Genomic DNA, 19,342 nt, shown 5'->3' on the forward strand with positions numbered 1-19,342 from the left:
AGGTGATGAAAATGCGTACAGCGGAGATAAAAAGAAAAACTAAGGAAACTGATATAGAGGTGTTCGTGAAGCTTGACGGCGAGGGCAAGGTCAGCGTAAACACAGGCATAGGCTTCTTTGACCATATGCTCACAGCCCTTGGAGTACACAGCGGAATAGACATGGACGTTGAGTGCACAGGCGACCTTTATGTTGACGGACACCACACAGTTGAGGACGTTGGCATATGCTTGGGCAAAGCCTTTGCGGAAGCATTGGGCGACAAAGCAGGCATTGCAAGATATGGCTCGGCTTTCGTGCCAATGGACGAAGCGCTGGCATTCTGCTCACTGGATATAAGCGGCAGACCTTTTCTTGCGTTCAATGCTGAATTCCATGACGACAGGATAGGACAGTATGACACCTGCCTGACGGAGGAATTTTTCAGAGCCTTTGCATTCAACTCGGGCATAACACTGCATATCCGTGAGGAGTACGGCAAGAACGACCACCATATTGCAGAAGCAATGTACAAAGCAGTGGCTCACGCTTTGAAGGACGCTGTAAAAATAACAGGAACAGGAGTTTTATCCACCAAAGGAGTGCTTTAAATGATAGCAATAATCGACTACGGTGCAGGCAATATATTCTCTGTAAAAAACGCTCTGGACTATCTTGGTTTTGAGAACAAGCTCACAGACAAAAAAGAAGATATCGAAAAAGCCGACGCAATTATCCTCCCCGGCGTGGGAGCGTTCCCATGGGCAATGAATATGCTCGGTCTTAGCGGTCTTATCGACACTATCAAGGAGCAGGCTAAAATAAAGCCTTTCCTTGGCATATGCCTTGGAATGCAGCTTCTTTTCGAGAAAAGCTATGAGTTTGAGGAATGCAAAGGTCTTGGCCTTATCGGCGGCTATGTTGACAAGATAAACGAGCCTGACCTCGTTATCCCACACATGGGCTGGAACAAGCTTGTGTATAACCATGACTGTCCGCTTTTTGACGGCCTGGGTGATGACGAGTATGTTTATTTCGTACACTCATACAAGGCTTTCTGCGATAATAAAAATCTGTATGCCTACTGCGAATACGGCTCGAAAGTCCCTGCGGTGGTATCAGACGGAAGATATATCTTCGGCTGTCAGTTTCACCCTGAGAAGAGCGGAAAGACCGGCCTTAAAATACTTGAAAACTTTGCGAAAATGTCACAGGAGGTAAAATAATATGCTTGCAAAAAGAATTATACCATGCCTTGATGTGCGTGACGGAAAGGTAGTAAAGGGCGTAAATTTTGAGGGCATAAAAGAAGTCGGCGACCCTGTGGAATGTGCATATGAATACAATCTTCAGGGTGCAGACGAGATAGTTTTCTATGACATAACAGCCTCCCACGAGGGCAGAGGAGTTATGCTTGACGTTGTTCGTGAAACAGCAAAAAAGGTATTTGTACCGCTCACTGTTGGAGGCGGTATCAAAACTGTTGACGATATAAGAGATACTCTCCGTGCAGGCGCAGACAAGGTTTCTGTGAACTCTCAGGCAGTGCAGAATCCTCAGCTTATAAAAGACGGCGCAGATATTTTCGGCTGTCAGTGCATCTGCGTTGGCGTTGACGCAAAGAAGGTCGGCGACAACAAGTGGACGGTCTACATCAACGGCGGCAGAGTGGATATGCGAATGGATCTTATCGACTGGGTGAAAAAGTGCGAACAGCTTGGTGCAGGTGAGATATGCCTTAACTCTATCGACACAGACGGTGTAAGAGGCGGCTTTGATCTGCCTATGCTGAAAGCTGTGTGCAGTGCTGTAAAGATACCTGTTATCGCAAGCGGCGGAGCAGGAAAGCTTTCAGACTTTGCTGACGCTTTTCTTGAAACTGATTGCTCGGCGGCTCTTGCGGCAAGCCTTTTCCATTTCAAAGAGCTGACAGTTGGACAGGTAAAGGACGATTGCAGGAGCAAGGGAATTATCGTGAGGTGAGCATAATGATTGTTTTCAATATCGTATTTACTTTGTTTATACCAGTGCTTATGATATTGTGCGGCTATCTGATGTATAAGCATACACCGAAAGATATCAACAGCTTGGTGGGCTATCGCACTGCTATGTCAATGAAAAATCAGGAAACGTGGGATTTTGCCCACAATTATTGCGGACGTCTGTGGGTAAAGGTCGGAGCGGTCATGACGATAATTTCGGCATTGGTCTGTGTTCCATATTTCTTTATGAGCAGCGGCAATGCGACTGTGATAATGTGCATAGCTGAAGTGATACAGGTGGTAGTTTTGTGCTGGACGATAGTACCAACAGAACGAGCACTCAAAGATAATTTCGACCAAGACGGCAACAGAAAGGACAAATAATGAACCCAATAAAAGTTGATATAAACGATCTGGATAAATACTTTGTAAAAAGCGAGCTTACACCTGCTATCGCATTTGATGTGGATACAAAAACTGTGCTTATGCTTGCTTATATGAATAAGGAGAGCCTGAAAAAAACGCTTGAAACAGGCTATACATGGTATTGGAGCAGATCAAGACAGGAATATTGGAACAAGGGTGCAACAAGCGGTCATCTGCAAAAGGTAGTTTCTATCTATGCGGACTGCGATAACGATACCCTGCTCCTTAACGTAAAGCAGACAGGCGCAGCCTGCCATACAGGCTCATATAGCTGCTTTTTCAACGAGATATATAATACGGAGGAAGAATAAAATGACAGTTTATCAGGAAATTTTCGAGGTAATAAAACAGCGTAAAGCTGACTATGAAGCAGGCAAGGCGCAGGAGAACAGCTACACAGCTTATCTTTTTGACAAGGGCGTAGACAAGATTTGCAAAAAGGTGGGCGAAGAGGCTACAGAAACAGTTATCGCTGCTAAAAACGGTGACAATGACGAACTGAAAAACGAGATAAACGATCTTCTCTATCACGTTATGGTGCTTGCAGCAAATCAGGGACTTGAGTGGTCTGACGTGGAAAAGGTCCTTGACGAGAGAAACGAAAAAATAGGCAATCTGAAGAAATTTCATCAGGTAGACAAGAACACCTGATCGTGAGTATATAAAGGCTCTGCTTCCATGCGCAGGGCTTTTTTTTGCTTTATGAGAGGATTTTCAGAAATTTAAGCACACAAAAGCCTTTTGCCGAATAGAATATAGCGAAGTAAAAAAACTTCCATGATTTGATTTATAGGAGGACTTACTATGAGCGATTTTAACGGCAAACCTTTCAAGGAAGCAATGTGTATCGAAGCAATGCGTGTGTTTGATTCATGCTCGTCACAGGATTGTCTGGAGGATCTTGCGTTTACATTCAGCGAGGCAGACCAGACCGTGATAAACGCTGCGGCGTATATCAAAAGCACTTGTATCGACGTGACAGACGTAAGCTTTGCAATATCACCGGTGGCATTTAACCACGGCTTTTACGCAGTTGACGTTACTTACACATTCAGGGCGCAGATAGAAGCATATGAAGCGGCAGGCGCAGCTCCAACAGTTGTCTACGGCACATCGACTTTCACAAAGAAAGTGATACTTTTCGGCAGTGACGGAGGAACACAGAGATTTTCTACCTGCGAGCCGAACCAGATCGTCACAACTTCGCCTACAAGCGGCTGCTCATGCTGTTGCTGCACAGCGGCAATGCCTTGCGCTTCTGTGAGCGTAGCAGCGCCAATGTGTCTTGACGCAAAGCTTGTCGCAGAGCCTGCACCAAGTGAGGAAAAGAACGTTCTTATCACTATCGGACTTTTCGCTATCATTCAGTTGTCAAGACCTGTGCCTATAATGGTGCCTGTATATGATTACTGCGTACCTGGCAAGGAGTGTTCCACAAACAGTGACAGCCCATGCGAGATGTTTGAAAAGATAGCATTCCCGACAGTAGAATTTTTCCCAAGAGGACTTGAAGAACCCCACTGCAAGGAAGAAAATGATACAGAGGGTCAGGGCGAAGCTCAGGGATAATATGTGATCTATGGGGGCGGAGTTTTCTGCCCCTTTTTGTTTTGCAAAGCGACCTGTTTGGCTCTTCGCTCCCAAAACGCTTGACAAGAAGCCTGAAAAGATTTATAATTAAAGGGAATGTACGAAATGAAATGAGGATATCAATGACTGAGAATTTTTCGGAAATAATAAATGAGGAAACCGCTCCGCAGAAGCTGCTCCAATGGTCTGGTGAATACGAAAGAACTTGCGGTCACAAGCCACTTGCCCTTATCCATTCATACGGATGTCAGCAGAACGTCAGCGACGGTGAGAAGATAAAAGGTATGCTCTCAAAGGTGGGCTATGAGTTCACGTCCGATGTGAACGAGGCTCAGCTTATACTGTATAATACCTGTGCGGTAAGAGAAAATGCCGAGGACAAAGTGTTCGGCAAGCTTGGCGACCTTAAACATCTCAAAGAAAACAATCCCGAGCTTATTATAGGTATCTGCGGCTGTATGGCTCAGCAGAAGCACGTTGCCGAGAAGATAAAAAAGACCTATCGTCAGGTGGATCTTGTTTTCGGAACTTTTGCATACAACGATATGTATAATATGCTGTGGGAGATAGTATCAAAGCATGACAGGATTTTCAATCTGTCAGAAAATCATGTTGACATAAACGAGGATTTCTTGCAGCTTCGTGACGATAAGATAAGAGCGTTCGTGCCTATCATGTATGGCTGCAACAATTTCTGCACCTATTGCATAGTGCCTTACGTCAGAGGCAGAGAGCGCAGCAGAAAGCCTGAGTCCGTTATCGCAGAGGTAAAAGCACTTGTGAAAAACGGCTACAAGGAGATAACCCTGCTTGGTCAGAACGTTAATTCATACAGTTATGGTTTTCCTGAGCTTTTGAGAGAGCTTGACAAGATAGAGGGGGACTTCCGCATAAGATTTATGTCAAGCCACCCAAAAGACGCAAGCCATGAGCTTATTGACGCTATACTTGAGTGCAAAAAGGTGTGCAAGCATTTGCATCTTCCTGTACAGGCAGGCTCAGACAGGATACTAAAGCTTATGAATCGCCGCTATACCACGGCGGATTATCTGAAAATAATCGACTATGCCAGAAGCAAAGACCCTGAGTTTTCCTTTACCACTGACCTTATCGTCGGATTCCCCGGCGAAACTTACGAGGAGTTCTGCGAAACTAAGGAGCTTATCAAAAAGGTAAAGTACGATAATATCTATTCTTTTGTGTATTCAAGACGAAGCGGCACAAAGGCTGCCGAAATGGAGGATCACATCTCAGATAAGCAGAAGGGTCTGTGGCTGAGAGAACTGCTTTTGGAGCAGAGAGAGGTGTCAACAGCGTGGCTTTCAAGATTTGTGGGAAGAACTGTAACCGTGCTGCCAACAGGCGAGGGCAGAACAGGTCCTGACTATCTCACAGGTAAGAACGACGAGGATATAATCGTCGAGGTGAAAGCGGATAAAAAATATATCGGTAAATTCATTCAGGTTCGCATAACAAAGGCAATGAACTGGGCTTTGAGAGGCGAGCTTGTTGAAGATAAATAACAGCGAAAGCTGAATAATATTTAAAGGAGAATTACCATGGATGTAATTGAAATGACAAGAAAGCTTGGACAGGCTATTCAGGAAGACGAGAGATACAAGGCATATATGGAGGCTTGTTCTATCAATGATACAGATGTTGAGATACAGAACAAAATAGGCGAGTTCAATCAGCTCCGTTCACAGCTCAGCGTTGAGATGCAGAAGCCTGATAAGGACGGCGAGAAGATGACAGCACTTGACACTCAGATCAGAGAGCTTTATGACGAGATCATGGCTATGCCTAAGATGATCGCATTTAACGAAGCTAAAGAAGTTATGGATAAGCTTCTCGGCTCAGTAAACTATATCATCTCAATGGCTGCAAACGGCGAAGACCCAATGACTTGCCCGGAGGAAGCTCCTCATAGCTGTTCAGGAAGCTGCGCATCATGCGGCGGCTGTCACTAAGACAGTATCAAAAAAACGAATAACAGTCAGGGGGAGCTTATCCCCCGTCTGCCCGAATCTGAAGACCACTTCAGACTGGGGCGGATAATTTCTATAGGGATATGGCGCAACAATGTGTGTTGAACGAATATCATAATGGGATATGTGCGTGGATAAATATATGAAACGGAGTGAGTTTGAGTGGCAACCAAAGATATAGATTTTTCAAAGCTGTCACCTATGATGAAGCAGTATTTTGAAGTAAAGAACAAATATAAAAACCATATACTGTTCTACAGACTGGGAGATTTTTATGAAATGTTCTTTGATGACGCTATCATTGCGTCAAGAGAGCTTGAACTTACTTTGACAGGTCGTGACTGCGGACTTGAGGAAAGAGCGCCTATGTGCGGTGTGCCTCACCACGCCTGCGACGTTTATCTGAAAAAGCTTATTGAAAAAGGCTACAACGTGGCTATCTGCGAGCAGACCATGGATCCTGCCATGTGCAAGGGCATAGTGCCGAGAGAGGTCATAAGAGTAGTCACCCCTGGTACGCTCATCGAAAGCAGTATGCTTGATGAAACGTCCAACAACTATATCTGTGCATTTTATATGAGAGCCAAGGAAAGCGCATTGTGCCTTGCGGATATTTCCACAGGCGAGGTGCATCTGTTTGAATTTGAGGGCAAGGAAATGACAAGCTCGGCTATAAATGAGCTGTCGAGATTTTCACCTGCGGAGATTCTTATAAATGACGCTTTTCTTTCAAATAAAGAGCTTTCAAGCTTCATAAGAGAAAAGCTCAAGACCAGCGTTCAGCTTTTGGAGGAGAACGATTTTTCCCCTGAGATACATACAGAAGAAGTGCTCAAGCAGTTTTCCACAAACAGCCTTGAGTCTATCGGCGTTAAGCCTGATACAGTTGCAGCCTTTGCAGTGTGCGGACTTTTTGCATACATACACGATACACAGAAAGCACTGGTGGGCAGATTTTCCGAGATAATAAAGCATGACGCTGACCCTATCATGACTATCGGCTTCACTGCAAGAAGAAATCTGGAGCTTACAGAAACTCTCAGAAATAAAGAGAAAAAAGGCTCTCTCCTGTGGGTGCTTGACCATACCAAAACTTCAATGGGCAAGCGTATGCTCAAGTCCTTCCTGGAACAGCCCCTCGTGAATCCTGCAAAGATAATCGACAGACTTGACGCTGTTGAACAGCTCACAATGAAGCCTGTTGAACTTGGAGAGCTAAAAGAGATACTGGGAGGAGTCTATGACCTTGAAAGACTTATGACAAGGGTCATGTATAAGACCGCTACCCCTAGAGATCTTAAATCACTGTCGCTGACAGCACTTAAACTCCCTGAGATAAAGGAGCTTCTCAAAGGTTTTGATTCAAAGCTTCTTGCAAACTGCAACAATAAAATATCCACCCTTGAAGCTATCTCAAACCTTGTTGAGAACGCCATTGTTGACGAACCGCCTGTTAATGTCAAGGACGGCAACGTTATCAAAGACGGCTTCAATGAACAGCTTGACGGACTGAGAAATATAATCTCAGGAGGCAAGGGTATAATTGATGATATCGCAGAGCGTGAAAGAGAAAAAACGGGTATCAAAAATCTTAAAATAGGCTATAACCGAGTTTTCGGATATTATATCGAGGTAACAAAGTCTTACTATGACCTTGTGCCTGACAACTATATAAGAAAACAGACCCTTGCCAACTGCGAGCGTTTTATCACGGACGAGCTTAAAGTCGCAGAGAACACTATCCTCGGTGCAAGCGATAAGATAGCTACTCTTGAGCAGGAAATATTTGCGGAGATAAGAGATTTTGCAGCCACACAGCTCAGACTTGTGCAGGAAACTGCCACGGCAGTGGCGCAGATAGACGTGCTTTGCTCGTTTGCAACTGCGGCGGTGAACAATAACTATACAAAGCCTGAGATAGCCATTGACGGCATTATTGATATCAAAAACGGCAGACACCCCGTTGTTGAGCTTATGCAGAAAGACGAGGTGTTCGTGCCTAACGACACATATCTTGATCTTACAAGCAACAGAATGACTGTCATCACAGGTCCGAATATGTCAGGTAAATCAACTTATATGCGTCAGGTGGCTCTTATCACCCTTATGGCGCAGATAGGCTGTTTTGTGCCTGCGGACTATGCAAAAATATCTGTGGTCGACCAGATTTTCACAAGAATAGGCGCTTCTGATGACCTTACCGCAGGACAGTCTACCTTCATGGTGGAAATGAGCGAGGTTGCAGATATCGTAAAGCACGCCACCAAGAACAGCCTTGTTATCCTCGACGAGGTGGGCAGAGGTACTTCCACATTTGACGGAATCTCCATTGCAAGGGCAGTGTCGGAGTATATCTCCACCAACAGATCAATGGGCTGTAAGACCCTGTTTGCAACACACTATCATGAGCTTATCAGCCTTGAAAAAGAGCTTGACGGCGTGAGAAATTTCTCTGTTGCAGTAAAGCGTCAGGGGGATAGTATCAAGTTCCTTAGAAAGATAGTTCCGGGCGGAGTTGACGAAAGCTACGGCATAGAAGTTGCAAAGCTTGCGGGACTGCCGAACAAGATAATAAACAGAGCCAAAGAGCTTCTCGAACAGCTTGAAGCGGAAAACAAAAAGGCAAGACTTGCCGCTCAGCAGATAGAAAGCGATCAGATATCCTTTGACAAAATAAGCGACAGCATCGTTACCGACAGGCTGAGAAAGACTAACATAGACGAAATGACCGACAGCGAGCTTAGAGATTTTGTGAAAGACTTGCTGAGATATGTGTAGGCGGCAGCTGTAAAAAACTGTTCAATAAGGAGAATTTTCATACAGGCGGCTTTTGGAAAGAGCCATAGAAAAGGATAGAAAAATGTCAGAAATAAAAGTTCTGAGCAAGGAAGTTTCCGAGCTTATTGCGGCAGGCGAGGTAATAGACAGACCTGCTTCAATAATAAAAGAGCTTCTTGAAAACGCAATAGACGCAGGTGCGAACGTCATAACAGTTGAGATAAAAAACGGTGGCCGCACCTATATAAGAGTGACGGATAACGGCAAGGGTATCTCAAAAGATGATCTGCCTATAGCCTTTCTTCGTCATGCAACAAGTAAGATATCAGTAAAAAATGACCTTGACAGCATTATGACCCTCGGCTTCAGAGGTGAAGCACTTGCTTCTATCTGTGCCGTATCCAAGGTAGACGTGCTTACGAAACGTCCCGAGGAGGATTACGGCACGCATTATGTTATCGAGGGCGCAGTGGAAAAGACCTGCGAGGAGTGCGGCTGTCCTGACGGCACAACTTTCGTTGTGAGGGATATTTTCTACAACGTTCCTGCAAGACTAAAGTTTCTGAAAAAGGACGTTTCAGAGGGCAATTTTGCCGCAGACCTTGTTACAAAGCTTACCCTTTCACACCCTGAGATATCATTCAAGTTCATCAGGGATAATAAAGTTGAGATATTGACAGCAGGGGACGGCAAGATATATTCCGCAGTTTATTCAGTCTACGGCAGGGATTTTGCAAACTCCATGCTTGAAGTTGACTATACATGGCAGGGTATGCACATAACAGGCTTCACCGTCAAGCCACTGTCTGCAAAGCCTAACAGACGTTTTCAGAATTTCTTTGTGAACAAAAGATATGTGAAATCAAGGGCTTGTGCGGCAGCACTTGAAGAAGCCTACAGAAATCTGCTTATGACAGGAAAATTCCCGGCTTGCGTGCTTTATATAGATATTCCACCAAATACCATAGATGTGAACGTCCACCCTACTAAAATAGAAGTGCGTTTTTCAGACGAAAAGCTTATGCACGAGGCTGTGTTCTTTGCGGTGAAAAATTCCCTTATGAAGAATGACAGACCTAATGAGATGCACCTTGAAAATAAACGGAATTTCACCGACAGAGAGCTTTTTGATATACCAAAAAAAGATAACAGCGTTCAGCTTAAATTCGCCATGGAGGATAATAGTCAAAAGCCTGCTGCCTCAAAGGCTGAGATACCTGCCCCAAAGCCGCAGGCAGAGAAACAGTACGAAAATTCGTACTGCTATCAAAAGCCTGCACCAACGCTTAAAACTGTGGAGAGCAGGAGCATAACTGAGGAAGAGAAAGAAAAGCTCAGCGGCAGTGACGATATGTTCCTTGCAAGCCTTGAACAGCCTGCAAAGAAAGAAACAGCCGTAACAGCCATTTCAGGTCCCGAGCCGAAACCTCATAAGGTGACGGTGGAGGAGATAAACAAGGCGATAAGCGAGATGCCTCTCCCCGAAGAGCCGGAGGAGCAGAGCGGAGAAGCTTTCAAGTTTATCGACGCTCAAAGCTTCACAAAGAAAAAGCCTGTTTCCGTTATCGTGGAGGAGAAAGAGCCTGAAAAGCCGAAGCCGGTTGTGGTGGGTGAGCTTTTCAAGACCTATGTTGTGGCACAGGTGGGCGACGAAATGATACTTATGGATAAGCATGCCGCCCATGAGAGATATATTTTCGAGAGGATAAAAAGCGACGCCGAACAGCTTGAAACGCAAATGTTCCTGGAGCCTATCATGGTGTTGCTTTCCTATGACGAGTATGACGCTCTCACCGCAAACCTCGATAAGGTGTCACAGCTTGGCTTTGAGATAGAGCCTGACGTTGCGCCAACTGTTGCAGTAAAGGGCGTGCCTATCATTCTTGGTGACGATAACCCTGCGGATATAATCAGCGAACTTGCAAAGAATTTTATCGAGAATAAACTCAATCCGCAAATAGAGCTTTTTGACGACCTCTACCATTCTATCGCCTGCAAAGCGGCAATAAAGGCGAACGATACCAACAGCGGAATAGAATTGCAGGCGCTCGTGAACGCCGTTTATGGTCAGGAAAATATCAGATATTGCCCTCATGGCAGACCTGTTATGATAACCCTCACCAAAAGAGACATCGAAAAGCAGTTCAGACGAGTTCTATAAAAAATGCAGGAGGCGAAAGCTATGGAAAATAAAATACCTCTCCTTGTCATTGCAGGGCCTACCGCCAGTGGAAAGACCGCCTGCGCAGTGGAGCTTGCAAAGATATATGACGGTGAGATAGTTTCCGCAGACTCTATGCAGATATATAAGGGCCTGAGCATCGCCACTGCAAAGCCTACCAAAGAGGAAATGCAGGGTGTGCCACATTATCTTGTAGATTTTCTCGAGCCTGAGCAGGCTTTTTCCGTGGCAGATTATGTGAAGCTCGCAGGTGAGCGTATCAGGGAGATACACAGCCGTGGCAAAGTTCCTATTCTCTGCGGGGGAACAGGACTATATATAAGCTCACTTGTGAATAACGTAATCTTTGACGATACCGAAACGGACGGCTCAGTCAGAAAACGTCTTGAGGAGGAAGCCAAGACGCTGGGCGGTCACGCTTTGTGGGAAAGGCTCAGAGAGGTCGATCCCGAAACTGCGGAGAAAGTCCATGAAAACAACCTGCCAAGGGTCATACGAGGACTTGAAGTCTTTGAAACTACAGGTATACCGCTTTCACAGCATAAGGTGAACAGCCGCCGTGAGAAGTCGCCATATAACGCCTGCATTATCGGTCTTACAGCTTCCGACAGACAGTATCTCTATGACCGTATAAACCACCGTGTTGATGTAATGGTGGAAAACGGGCTTATAGAGGAGTGCAGAGTTTTTTATGACAGCTTTACCCCTGCTACAGCTTATCAGGCGATAGGCTATAAAGAGCTCGTGCCGTATTTTGAAGGCAAAGCTGAGCTTTGTGAATGCCTCGACAAAATCAAACAGGAAAGCCGTCATTATGCCAAAAGACAGCTTACTTGGTTTAGACGAGTTGACGGAATTAAGTGGGTGGAAACAGATAAATTTGATAGTTTTCAAAAAATTATAGAAAATATCAAAAATATTATAGCCAAATCGGAAATTATGTGATATAATATAATTTGAAAGATTTTATAGTAAAAAAAGCAATACATTGCTGTAAAAATTTTTAGGAGTGTTATTTATGAATAAGAATCTTAATCTTCAGGACGTTATACTCAACCAGATCAGAAAAGACAAGATAGCGTCTACTTTTATCCTTATGAACGGCTACCAGTTCAAAGGCGTTGTAAAGGGCTTTGACAACTATGTTGTAGTTCTCGATTGCGAGGGCAAGCAGAACATAGTTTATAAGCATGCTATCTCAACTATCGTTCCGTCAAGATATATCAACGTTCTTGACGCCGCAGGCAATTCAGATATTTAAGAGGGCAGTAAAAATGAATTCTCTGACCGTTAAAATACTTACCGGTCTGCTTTCTGTGCTGATAATCACAACTATCGGCAGTCAGATATACAGTGCACTCACAGAGCGTCATGACACCGAGGAAGCGGTGCTTGTTACTATCAATGAGGATATTGCTTTTAAGGGCGTTGTAATCAGAGATGAAAAGGTTGTCACCTATGACGGCGGCGGAGTTTTGGATTATACCTATTCCGACGGCAGTAAAATATCTGTTGGCAATACCATAGCGTCAGTTTATTCTTCTGAGGACGCTGTTACAGCGAAAAACAAGATAAAGATACTTGAAAGCGAGATAGCCGCCCTTGAAAGAGCACAAAATCCGGGTACAACGAATTATGTTCAGCCTGAAACGCTTAAAAGCAAGATAGATAAGGAATATAAGGAGCTTCTCTCATATTCTTCTCAGGATAATTTCTCTGAGTTTGCAAAAACAAGAGAGGATATGTCCCTTGTGATGAATATTTATAATATCGTCACAAAGACCGAGCAGAGCTATGACGAAAGGATAAGCCAGCTTCAGGCGAAAGTCAAGGAGCTGGAGGAACAGACCTCAGGCTCAGGAAAAACGATCACTGCTGACGAAACAGGCTATTTTGTTTCCTATGCAGACGGCTATGAGAGCGAGCTTACTATGGAGAACGCTTCCCAGCTCACTGACAAGGATATCCAAAAGGTCATCGACCAGCCTAGTAAGGACGCACCGAACGCCATTGGCAAAATGTTTTCCGACTATTCATGCAGGATAGCAGGGATCATGGAAAACGATAAAAGGATAACAGAGGGCGCATGGCTTAGAATGACGCTCAGTACCACAAAAAACATATATGACGTTCAGGTGGAGTCTGTTAAGCCTTGTGAGGACGATGAGAACAAAGTGGTCGTCGTGCTTTCCTGTGACAGACTTGACGAAGCCCTTGTTGAGTCAAGAGTGCAGTCTGCGGAGCTTATCTTCGACGAGTATCAGGGTCTTAAAGTTCCAAGAAGTGCGATACGTTTTCAGGGCGATCAGAAGGGCGTTTATGTGATACTCGGCAAGGATGTTACCTTTAAGAAGATCAATGTTATTTACGAGGGCGATGATTATGTGCTCTCTGAAAATACCTCAAACGAGGATTATCTGCTGCTTTACGATCAAATTTTGTTAGAGGTGGTATCAGATGAAGATGTGCAGCAAAGTAGATCAGACAGCAACGCTGTCACCTCAGGATAATTATTTTCCGGAGGTTCTTGAAAACTGTAAGGAAATATGTTATAATGTAGAGAACGCCAAAGCAAAATGGCGTAAGTCTGACGAAGAAGTCAGGATAATGGCTGTCACAAAGACAGTGCCGCCTGAAAAGGTGAATTTCGCTGTGGCTCAGGGCTTTAAGCTGTTGGGCGAAAATAGGGTGCAGGAGTTTCTTTCCAAGAAGGAAGCTTACGATAAAAGCGCAGAAGTGCAGTTTATCGGACATTTGCAGACCAATAAGGTGAAATATATAATCAATGATGTTACTCTGATACAGTCTGTCGATAACCTGAAGCTTGCTCATGAGATAAGCAGACTGGCAGTGAAGAATAATAAAACTATGAACGTCCTTGTGGAAATAAATATAGGCGACGAGGCTACTAAAAGCGGTGTTTCCGCTGAAATGGCTGAGGAGCTTGTAAGACAGACCGCGCAGCTGCCTAACGTTTCTGTTAAGGGTCTTATGGCTATCCCTCCTGTTGGCTCAGGGGAGGACGTTTTTGAGAAAATGCACGGTATTTTCCTGAGGGTGAAAGAGCAGGATATACCGAACGTGTCTATGGATATTCTCTCAATGGGAATGTCTGGGGACTATGAGCTTGCCATAAAGCATGGCTCAAATTTGGTGAGGATCGGAACAAAGCTTTTCGGAGCTAGAAAATATTTGGAGGATTGAAAATGGGTGCAATGCAGAAATTAAAAAATCTCTTTGTAGGCGAAGATGAACTTGAGCAGGAGGACGCAATGTATCAGCAACCGATGTATGAGAATAAAACAGAATACAACGAAGCACCAAAGAACACAGGTGCATATGGCAATAACGCACGTCCGGTAAGAATGGAGCAAACCACGACTTTGCAGATAGTTCTTGCAAGACCAAACGATTTTTCAGAGGTCAAGTCTATCGGCGGCGATATAAATGAGGGAAAGACAGTTCTTCTAAACCTGGAAACTGTCAAGAGCGAGGACGCAAAGAGAATACTTGACTTTATCTCAGGCGTTGCGTATGCAAATGGTGCAGACATCAAGATGATGGCTCAGAAAACTTTCGCTATCATGCCTAGAAACGTTGGCTTCTCAGGAGTTGACCTTATGAGCGAGCTTGAAAATAACGGCTACAGCTTCTAAAAATGGCTCGTGCTAAATATCAGTTTTTGCCCGATCTGTCTGAGGACGATATCCGTCTGTTAGACAGAGTGTCCGATTGGATAATGGCGGCTGATGAAAAGTATATAACAAAGTTTTCTGCGTTTCTCGATGAAAGGCAGTGTCTGCTGTGCGAAAAACTCATGGCGTCTGTGAAATATGAGAATTATAGGCTTTGGGGCGGATATGAAAACGCCGCAAGGCGTGTGCTGTGCGTCTATCCTGAGTATGGCGAGGCGGAAAGTGAGGATTTTCCTATCACCGCAATTACACTGCTGTATCGCAAAGAGGATAAAATAACTCACAGAGATATCCTAGGCTCGCTTATGGGACTAAGAATAAAAAGAGACAGCGTTGGCGACATTCTTGTGGGAGAGGGAAAGTCAGCGGTGTTCCTGCGTTCATCTGTTGCAGGCGAGGTGACAAGTGCTCTGACGAAAGTCGGGAGAGCAGGAGTGAAGCTTAGTGAAGGCTATGACGGCAGTATACATATTGAGCAGAAAATTCAGGAAATAAGCGGTACTGTGGCTTCCATGCGTGCAGATTGTATCCTAAGTCTTGCCGCAAGGATATCACGAGAAAAGTCAGCACAGCTTATAAAAAACGTGGGCATCGAAATAGACCATATGCCGAAAAATTCACCGAAAATACTTCTTGAAGAGGGCTGTACATTTTCAGTGAGAGGATACGGAAAATTCAAGCTGCTTTCAGTTGACGGCACAACTAAAAAAGACAGAATACATATAACTTTAAATAAATTTGTGTAAAGATCACGGAGGTCCTAGTATGTTAAATCCAAATAATATTAAAGGAAAAACTTTTGATACCGAGAAAAACGGCTATTCAAAAGAAGACGTAAAAGAATTTCTTGAGCAGGTAGCCGAGGATTATGCCGAAGTCGTAAAGGCAAATCAGGATACCGAAGCTAAGATAATCAAGCTTGTTGAGAAGATAAACGAGTACAGAGAGGACGAGGAAGCTATCCAGCAGGCTCTTGTCGTGGCTCAGAAAGAGTCAAATAAGATACTTACTGAGGCCAAAACTCAGGCTCACGATATGATCGAATCTGCCAAAACAGAGCAGGTAAGACTTGCAGAGCAGAGTGCTTCTGAGTGTGAGAGAATAGTTAAGGAGCATAAGGAAAAGTGCGCTGAGCTTATCAGAACTAATACCGAGATAACAGAAAAGAAGATAAATGAAGTAAGAGCCGCTTATGACGAGGAGCTTGCTAAGTTTGAGAACCTCAAGGCTGAGGTAACTCAGTTCAAGGCTGACCTTACTCAGCTTTATAATAAGCAGATAAGACTTATTATGGAAATTCCTGCGTCCGAGCCTGCCGAGGATACAGCAGAGGAGTATGAGGAAGAAGAATCAGTCGAGGAAACTCAGGAAGCTGCAGAGGAGCAGGCAGAGGAAACAGCCGAATCGGAGAAAACTGTTGAAACTGAGTCCGCACCTGTTACTGACAGTGAGCACGTTGAGAAGATACTTAACACTGGTTCTTTCGACCCTGTTATACCAAAGACAGCTCCTGCTGAGCTTAAATTTGGAAAAAATAACTAATTCAAAGGCTCTGTTTTCCGCAGAGCCTTACTGTTCATAAATGGAGTAGGGAATAGATGTTTGTAATTTCGCTTGTTATCATGGCAGTTCTCGTTGCTGCCGACCAGCTCATAAAGCTTGCCGTGACAAATAACCTGCCGTTGAACGGTCAGCCTGTGGAGGTCATAAAGTTCGGCAGCTTTAAGGTGTTCAGCCTGACCCATATAAGAAACTCAGGAGCAGCATGGAGCATGATGTCAGGAAAGACTTGGTTTCTTATCGGTCTGCCTGTTGTCGTACTGATCGTGGCGGTGATCTATATGTATAAGATACGCAAAGGCTCAAAGCTGGAGCTTGTGTCGCTGGCTATGGTGCTTGCAGGCGGTATCGGCAACCTTATCGACAGAATAAGGGTAAAAGAAGTTGTGGACTATATCAAGTTCGAGCCTATCAATTTCCCTATCTTCAACTTTGCGGATATCTGTATCGTTATCGGCGGAATTTTGTTCGTTATCTGCTTCTGCTTTTTGGACGAAAAGAAAAAGCCGATCCGTGACGATATAAAGGTCAAAGACGAAAATGACAAAGCTTGATTTTATTGCCACTGCCGAGCAAACAGGCGAGCGTATCGACAGATTTTTGTCAGCGCAGGATACAGGTCTTACACGTTCCGCTGTGCAGAAACTTATCGAGGACGGTGGCGTCACAGTTGGCGGCAAAAATGTATCTAAGAATTATAAGCTCCGAAACGGCGATAAGGTTGAGATAATTATTCCCGACCCTGTGGAGCTTGACGTTAAGCCACAGGATATCCCCGTGGAAATAGTCTATGAGGACAGCGAGCTGCTTGTGGTGAATAAACCTAAAGGCATGGTGGTGCACCCTGCCGCAGGCAATCCCGATGGCACTTTGGTGAACGCATTGCTTTATCATTGTCAGGGCAGGCTTTCTTCGATAAATGGCGTCATTCGCCCCGGGATAGTCCATAGGATTGACAAAAATACAAGCGGTCTGCTGATCGTTGCCAAGACCGACAGCGCACATAACTTTCTTGCGGCTCAGATAAAAGAGCATAGCTTTACAAGAGAGTATGAAGCTGTACTCACAGGCGGCCGCCTAAAGACCCCTACCGGCACAGTTGACGCACCTATCGGCAGAAGCAAATATGACAGAAAGAAAATGTGCGTGACAGAGCAAAACTCCAAGCACGCAGTTACCCATTATGAGGTGCTGGAGGAGTTAGGTCAGTATTCGCTGGTGAAATTCCGCCTTGAAACAGGCCGAACCCACCAGATAAGAGTACATTCCGCCTATATCGGTCACCCTGTCTACGGCGACGATGTTTACGGCAAAGCTGTAAAGGGAATCGAGGGGCAGTGCCTCCACGCAAAGAAAATTGGTTTTATACACCCTGCGACCAAGGAATATATGGAGTTTGACAGCGAATTGCCCGACTATTTTCAGGCGGTGTTGAAAAAACTCAGAGCAGGGAATTGACCCACGGAAGTGATTTTATGTTTGAAGATATATCAAAAGTCCTGCTTATAACGGATATGGACGGAACTTTTCTCCCCGCAAGCAAGATACCTACCCCGAAAACTCTCGCCGCTGTCAAGCGTTTTGAAGAGGCTGGTGGCAGATTCTCTATCGCTACAGGCAGAGCCATTCAGGCGGCTAGACAGTATTTTGACATGGTGAATGTGAATTGTCCTATCATAATGTCAAACGGTGGAATGGTCTACGATATCCATACAAAAGAGCAGATATATAACGTCTTTCTGCCAAGCTTTGCGGCGGATATCGTCAAGGAGATACTTGCCGATAATCCTTATGTTGGCTGTGAAGTGCTTACTGTCAACGAGGTCTATGTGCCAAGCATGACCCCTATGGAAAAGCGCCATAACGAGATCTGTAAGCTCATTCCCGTTCAGTGTGCCGTTGACGAGATACCTGACAAGAACTGGTATAAGGTGCTTTTTGCAGTTGAGCCTGAGCGTATGGACGAGCTTATAAACTATGTGGCAAAAAAAGGCTACAAAGGTGTAGATTTTGTGCGTTCAAGTATCGAGTATTATGAGATACTTCCACAGAATATATCAAAAGGTACGGCTCTTGAGGAGCTGAGAAAAGCTTGTGGCATGGAGGATTTTACTTTCGTGGCAGCAGGCGACTATAATAATGATATTGAACTTCTTCAAGCGGCTGACGTGGCATATTGCCCGTCAAATGCGGCAGAGGAGGTCAAAAAGGTTGCGGATAAGGTCTTTGAGCAGTCCTGCGAGGAGGATTTTATTGCCGCAGTCATAGATGAAATTTTTGAAAAACTGAAGAAATAATATTTTTTTGGAGGTCAAAAGTATGGACGAAACATTAAAGAAACAGCTTGAGATCACAGCCTGCAAGGTTCGTCTTGGAATACTCGAGGGAGTATTCAACGCAAAGTCGGGTCATCCGGGCGGATCGCTCTCTATCGCAGATCTGCTCACTTATCTCTATTTTGCCAAGATGAACGTATATCCTGATAAGCCGGAAGAGCCGGAGAGAGATAGACTCGTGCTTTCAAAGGGTCACACAGCACCTGCACTCTATGCAACTCTTGCAGAAAAAGGCTTTTTTCCAAAGGAGGAGCTGAAGTCCCTCAGACATATCGGTGCAATGCTTCAGGGTCACCCTTGTATCTCTATCCCTGGCGTGGATATGTCCTCTGGATCCCTTGGACAGGGCATCTCTGTTGCCTGCGGTATGGCACTTTCAGGAAAGCTCACAAGCGATACCTATAAGGTGTATACTATCCTTGGGGACGGTGAGATCGAAGAGGGTCAGGTATGGGAGGCTGCAATGTTCGCCGCTCATTATAAGCTTGATAACCTCGTTGCTGTTGTGGATAATAACGGACTTCAGATCGACGGAAAGATAGAGGACGTAATGTCGCCATATCCTATCGTTGACAAGTTTGCAGCATTTGGCTGGCATGTTATCACAGCCGACGCTCACGATTTTGACTCTCTCGAAAAGGCATTCAACGAGGCAGAAACAGTATGCGGTCAGCCTTGCGTTATCGTAATGAAGAGTATCAAGGGCAAGGGCGTTTCATTTATGGAAAACAACGTTTCATGGCATGGTTCAGCACCTAACAAGGAGCAGTATGAGCAGGCTGTGGCAGAAATAAACGAACAGCTTAAAAGTCTGGAGGGTTAAGCA

22 protein-coding genes are annotated in these 19,342 nt (G+C 44.8%); all 22 read left to right on the plus strand.

Translation table 11 applies throughout. The annotated features are described in order from the left end of the window. The first annotated feature begins 11 nt into the window (after positions 1-11). The 22 genes from hisB (at position 12) to DW938_RS00450 (ending at position 19,339) form a co-directional block, all read left to right on the plus strand. On the plus strand, positions 12-590 hold the full coding sequence (gene hisB / locus DW938_RS00345) for an imidazoleglycerol-phosphate dehydratase HisB (protein ID WP_022287382.1): 579 nt from the start codon (positions 12-14) through the stop codon (positions 588-590). Next, positions 591-1,205, plus strand: a complete 615-nt coding sequence (gene hisH / locus DW938_RS00350; RefSeq protein WP_041337171.1) for an imidazole glycerol phosphate synthase subunit HisH — start codon at positions 591-593, stop codon at positions 1,203-1,205. 1 nt (position 1,206) lies between these two features. Next, positions 1,207-1,962 carry an imidazole glycerol phosphate synthase subunit HisF gene (gene hisF / locus DW938_RS00355; protein ID WP_117856588.1) on the plus strand — a complete coding sequence of 252 codons (756 nt, stop codon included), beginning with the start codon at positions 1,207-1,209 and terminating at the stop codon, positions 1,960-1,962. 5 nt (positions 1,963-1,967) lie between these two features. After that, a complete protein-coding gene (locus DW938_RS00360) occupies positions 1,968-2,345 on the plus strand; it encodes an SdpI family protein (RefSeq protein ID WP_118123548.1) in 378 nt (125 codons plus the stop codon). Next, positions 2,345-2,698, plus strand: a complete 354-nt coding sequence (gene hisI / locus DW938_RS00365; RefSeq protein WP_117863226.1) for a phosphoribosyl-AMP cyclohydrolase — start codon at positions 2,345-2,347, stop codon at positions 2,696-2,698. Before DW938_RS00360 ends, hisI begins: the two co-directional genes overlap by 1 nt. Before the next feature lies 1 nt (position 2,699). Further along, entirely contained in the window at positions 2,700-3,038 is a 339-nt protein-coding gene (gene hisE / locus DW938_RS00370; RefSeq protein WP_022287377.1) for a phosphoribosyl-ATP diphosphatase, read from the plus strand. Positions 3,039-3,191: 153 nt separating this feature from the next. Then, positions 3,192-3,956 carry a hypothetical protein gene (locus DW938_RS00375; RefSeq protein WP_118123549.1) on the plus strand — a complete coding sequence of 255 codons (765 nt, stop codon included), beginning with the start codon at positions 3,192-3,194 and terminating at the stop codon, positions 3,954-3,956. A 143-nt stretch (positions 3,957-4,099) separates the two neighbouring features. Continuing rightward, positions 4,100-5,500 (plus strand): tRNA (N6-isopentenyl adenosine(37)-C2)-methylthiotransferase MiaB, encoded by a 1,401-nt coding sequence (gene miaB, locus DW938_RS00380; protein WP_118123550.1) that lies wholly within the window; start codon positions 4,100-4,102, stop codon positions 5,498-5,500. A 36-nt stretch (positions 5,501-5,536) separates the two neighbouring features. Then, positions 5,537-5,947 carry a YlbF family regulator gene (locus DW938_RS00385; protein WP_022287374.1) on the plus strand — a complete coding sequence of 137 codons (411 nt, stop codon included), beginning with the start codon at positions 5,537-5,539 and terminating at the stop codon, positions 5,945-5,947. A gap of 180 nt (positions 5,948-6,127) precedes the next feature. Continuing rightward, positions 6,128-8,743, plus strand: a complete 2,616-nt coding sequence (gene mutS / locus DW938_RS00390) for a DNA mismatch repair protein MutS (RefSeq protein ID WP_118123551.1) — start codon at positions 6,128-6,130, stop codon at positions 8,741-8,743. An 82-nt stretch (positions 8,744-8,825) separates the two neighbouring features. Further along, a complete protein-coding gene (gene mutL, locus DW938_RS00395) occupies positions 8,826-10,904 on the plus strand; it encodes a DNA mismatch repair endonuclease MutL (protein ID WP_118123714.1) in 2,079 nt (692 codons plus the stop codon). A 21-nt stretch (positions 10,905-10,925) separates the two neighbouring features. After that, positions 10,926-11,870 carry a tRNA (adenosine(37)-N6)-dimethylallyltransferase MiaA gene (miaA, locus tag DW938_RS00400; RefSeq protein ID WP_118123552.1) on the plus strand — a complete coding sequence of 315 codons (945 nt, stop codon included), beginning with the start codon at positions 10,926-10,928 and terminating at the stop codon, positions 11,868-11,870. Positions 11,871-11,943: 73 nt separating this feature from the next. Continuing rightward, positions 11,944-12,186 carry an RNA chaperone Hfq gene (gene hfq / locus DW938_RS00405; protein ID WP_118123553.1) on the plus strand — a complete coding sequence of 81 codons (243 nt, stop codon included), beginning with the start codon at positions 11,944-11,946 and terminating at the stop codon, positions 12,184-12,186. 13 nt (positions 12,187-12,199) lie between these two features. Beyond that, entirely contained in the window at positions 12,200-13,435 is a 1,236-nt protein-coding gene (locus DW938_RS00410; RefSeq protein ID WP_118123554.1) for an HlyD family efflux transporter periplasmic adaptor subunit, read from the plus strand. Then, positions 13,383-14,129: a YggS family pyridoxal phosphate-dependent enzyme gene (locus DW938_RS00415; RefSeq protein WP_242992320.1), complete on the plus strand. Its 747-nt coding sequence runs from the start codon at positions 13,383-13,385 to the stop codon at positions 14,127-14,129. Before DW938_RS00410 ends, DW938_RS00415 begins: the two co-directional genes overlap by 53 nt. A 2-nt stretch (positions 14,130-14,131) precedes the next feature. Next, a complete protein-coding gene (locus DW938_RS15055) occupies positions 14,132-14,581 on the plus strand; it encodes a cell division protein SepF (protein WP_242989556.1) in 450 nt (149 codons plus the stop codon). Positions 14,582-14,583: 2 nt separating this feature from the next. Beyond that, positions 14,584-15,366 carry a YlmH/Sll1252 family protein gene (locus DW938_RS00425; protein WP_118123555.1) on the plus strand — a complete coding sequence of 261 codons (783 nt, stop codon included), beginning with the start codon at positions 14,584-14,586 and terminating at the stop codon, positions 15,364-15,366. 19 nt (positions 15,367-15,385) lie between these two features. After that, on the plus strand, positions 15,386-16,162 hold the full coding sequence (locus tag DW938_RS00430) for a DivIVA domain-containing protein (protein WP_118123556.1): 777 nt from the start codon (positions 15,386-15,388) through the stop codon (positions 16,160-16,162). A gap of 56 nt (positions 16,163-16,218) precedes the next feature. Beyond that, positions 16,219-16,734 (plus strand): signal peptidase II, encoded by a 516-nt coding sequence (gene lspA, locus DW938_RS00435; RefSeq protein WP_046440859.1) that lies wholly within the window; start codon positions 16,219-16,221, stop codon positions 16,732-16,734. Continuing rightward, complete coding sequence (locus DW938_RS00440; RefSeq protein WP_118123557.1) at positions 16,721-17,638, plus strand: RluA family pseudouridine synthase; 918 nt, start codon at positions 16,721-16,723, stop codon at positions 17,636-17,638. Before lspA ends, DW938_RS00440 begins: the two co-directional genes overlap by 14 nt. 17 nt (positions 17,639-17,655) lie before the next feature. After that, a complete protein-coding gene (locus DW938_RS00445; RefSeq protein ID WP_041337186.1) occupies positions 17,656-18,477 on the plus strand; it encodes a Cof-type HAD-IIB family hydrolase in 822 nt (273 codons plus the stop codon). A 22-nt stretch (positions 18,478-18,499) separates the two neighbouring features. Beyond that, positions 18,500-19,339 carry a transketolase gene (locus tag DW938_RS00450; protein WP_022287361.1) on the plus strand — a complete coding sequence of 280 codons (840 nt, stop codon included), beginning with the start codon at positions 18,500-18,502 and terminating at the stop codon, positions 19,337-19,339. The last annotated feature ends 3 nt before the right edge of the window (positions 19,340-19,342 follow it).

It is taken from the genome of Ruminococcus sp. AM43-6 (assembly GCF_003461785.1).
Classification (GTDB): domain Bacteria; phylum Bacillota; class Clostridia; order Oscillospirales; family Ruminococcaceae; genus Hominimerdicola; species Hominimerdicola aceti.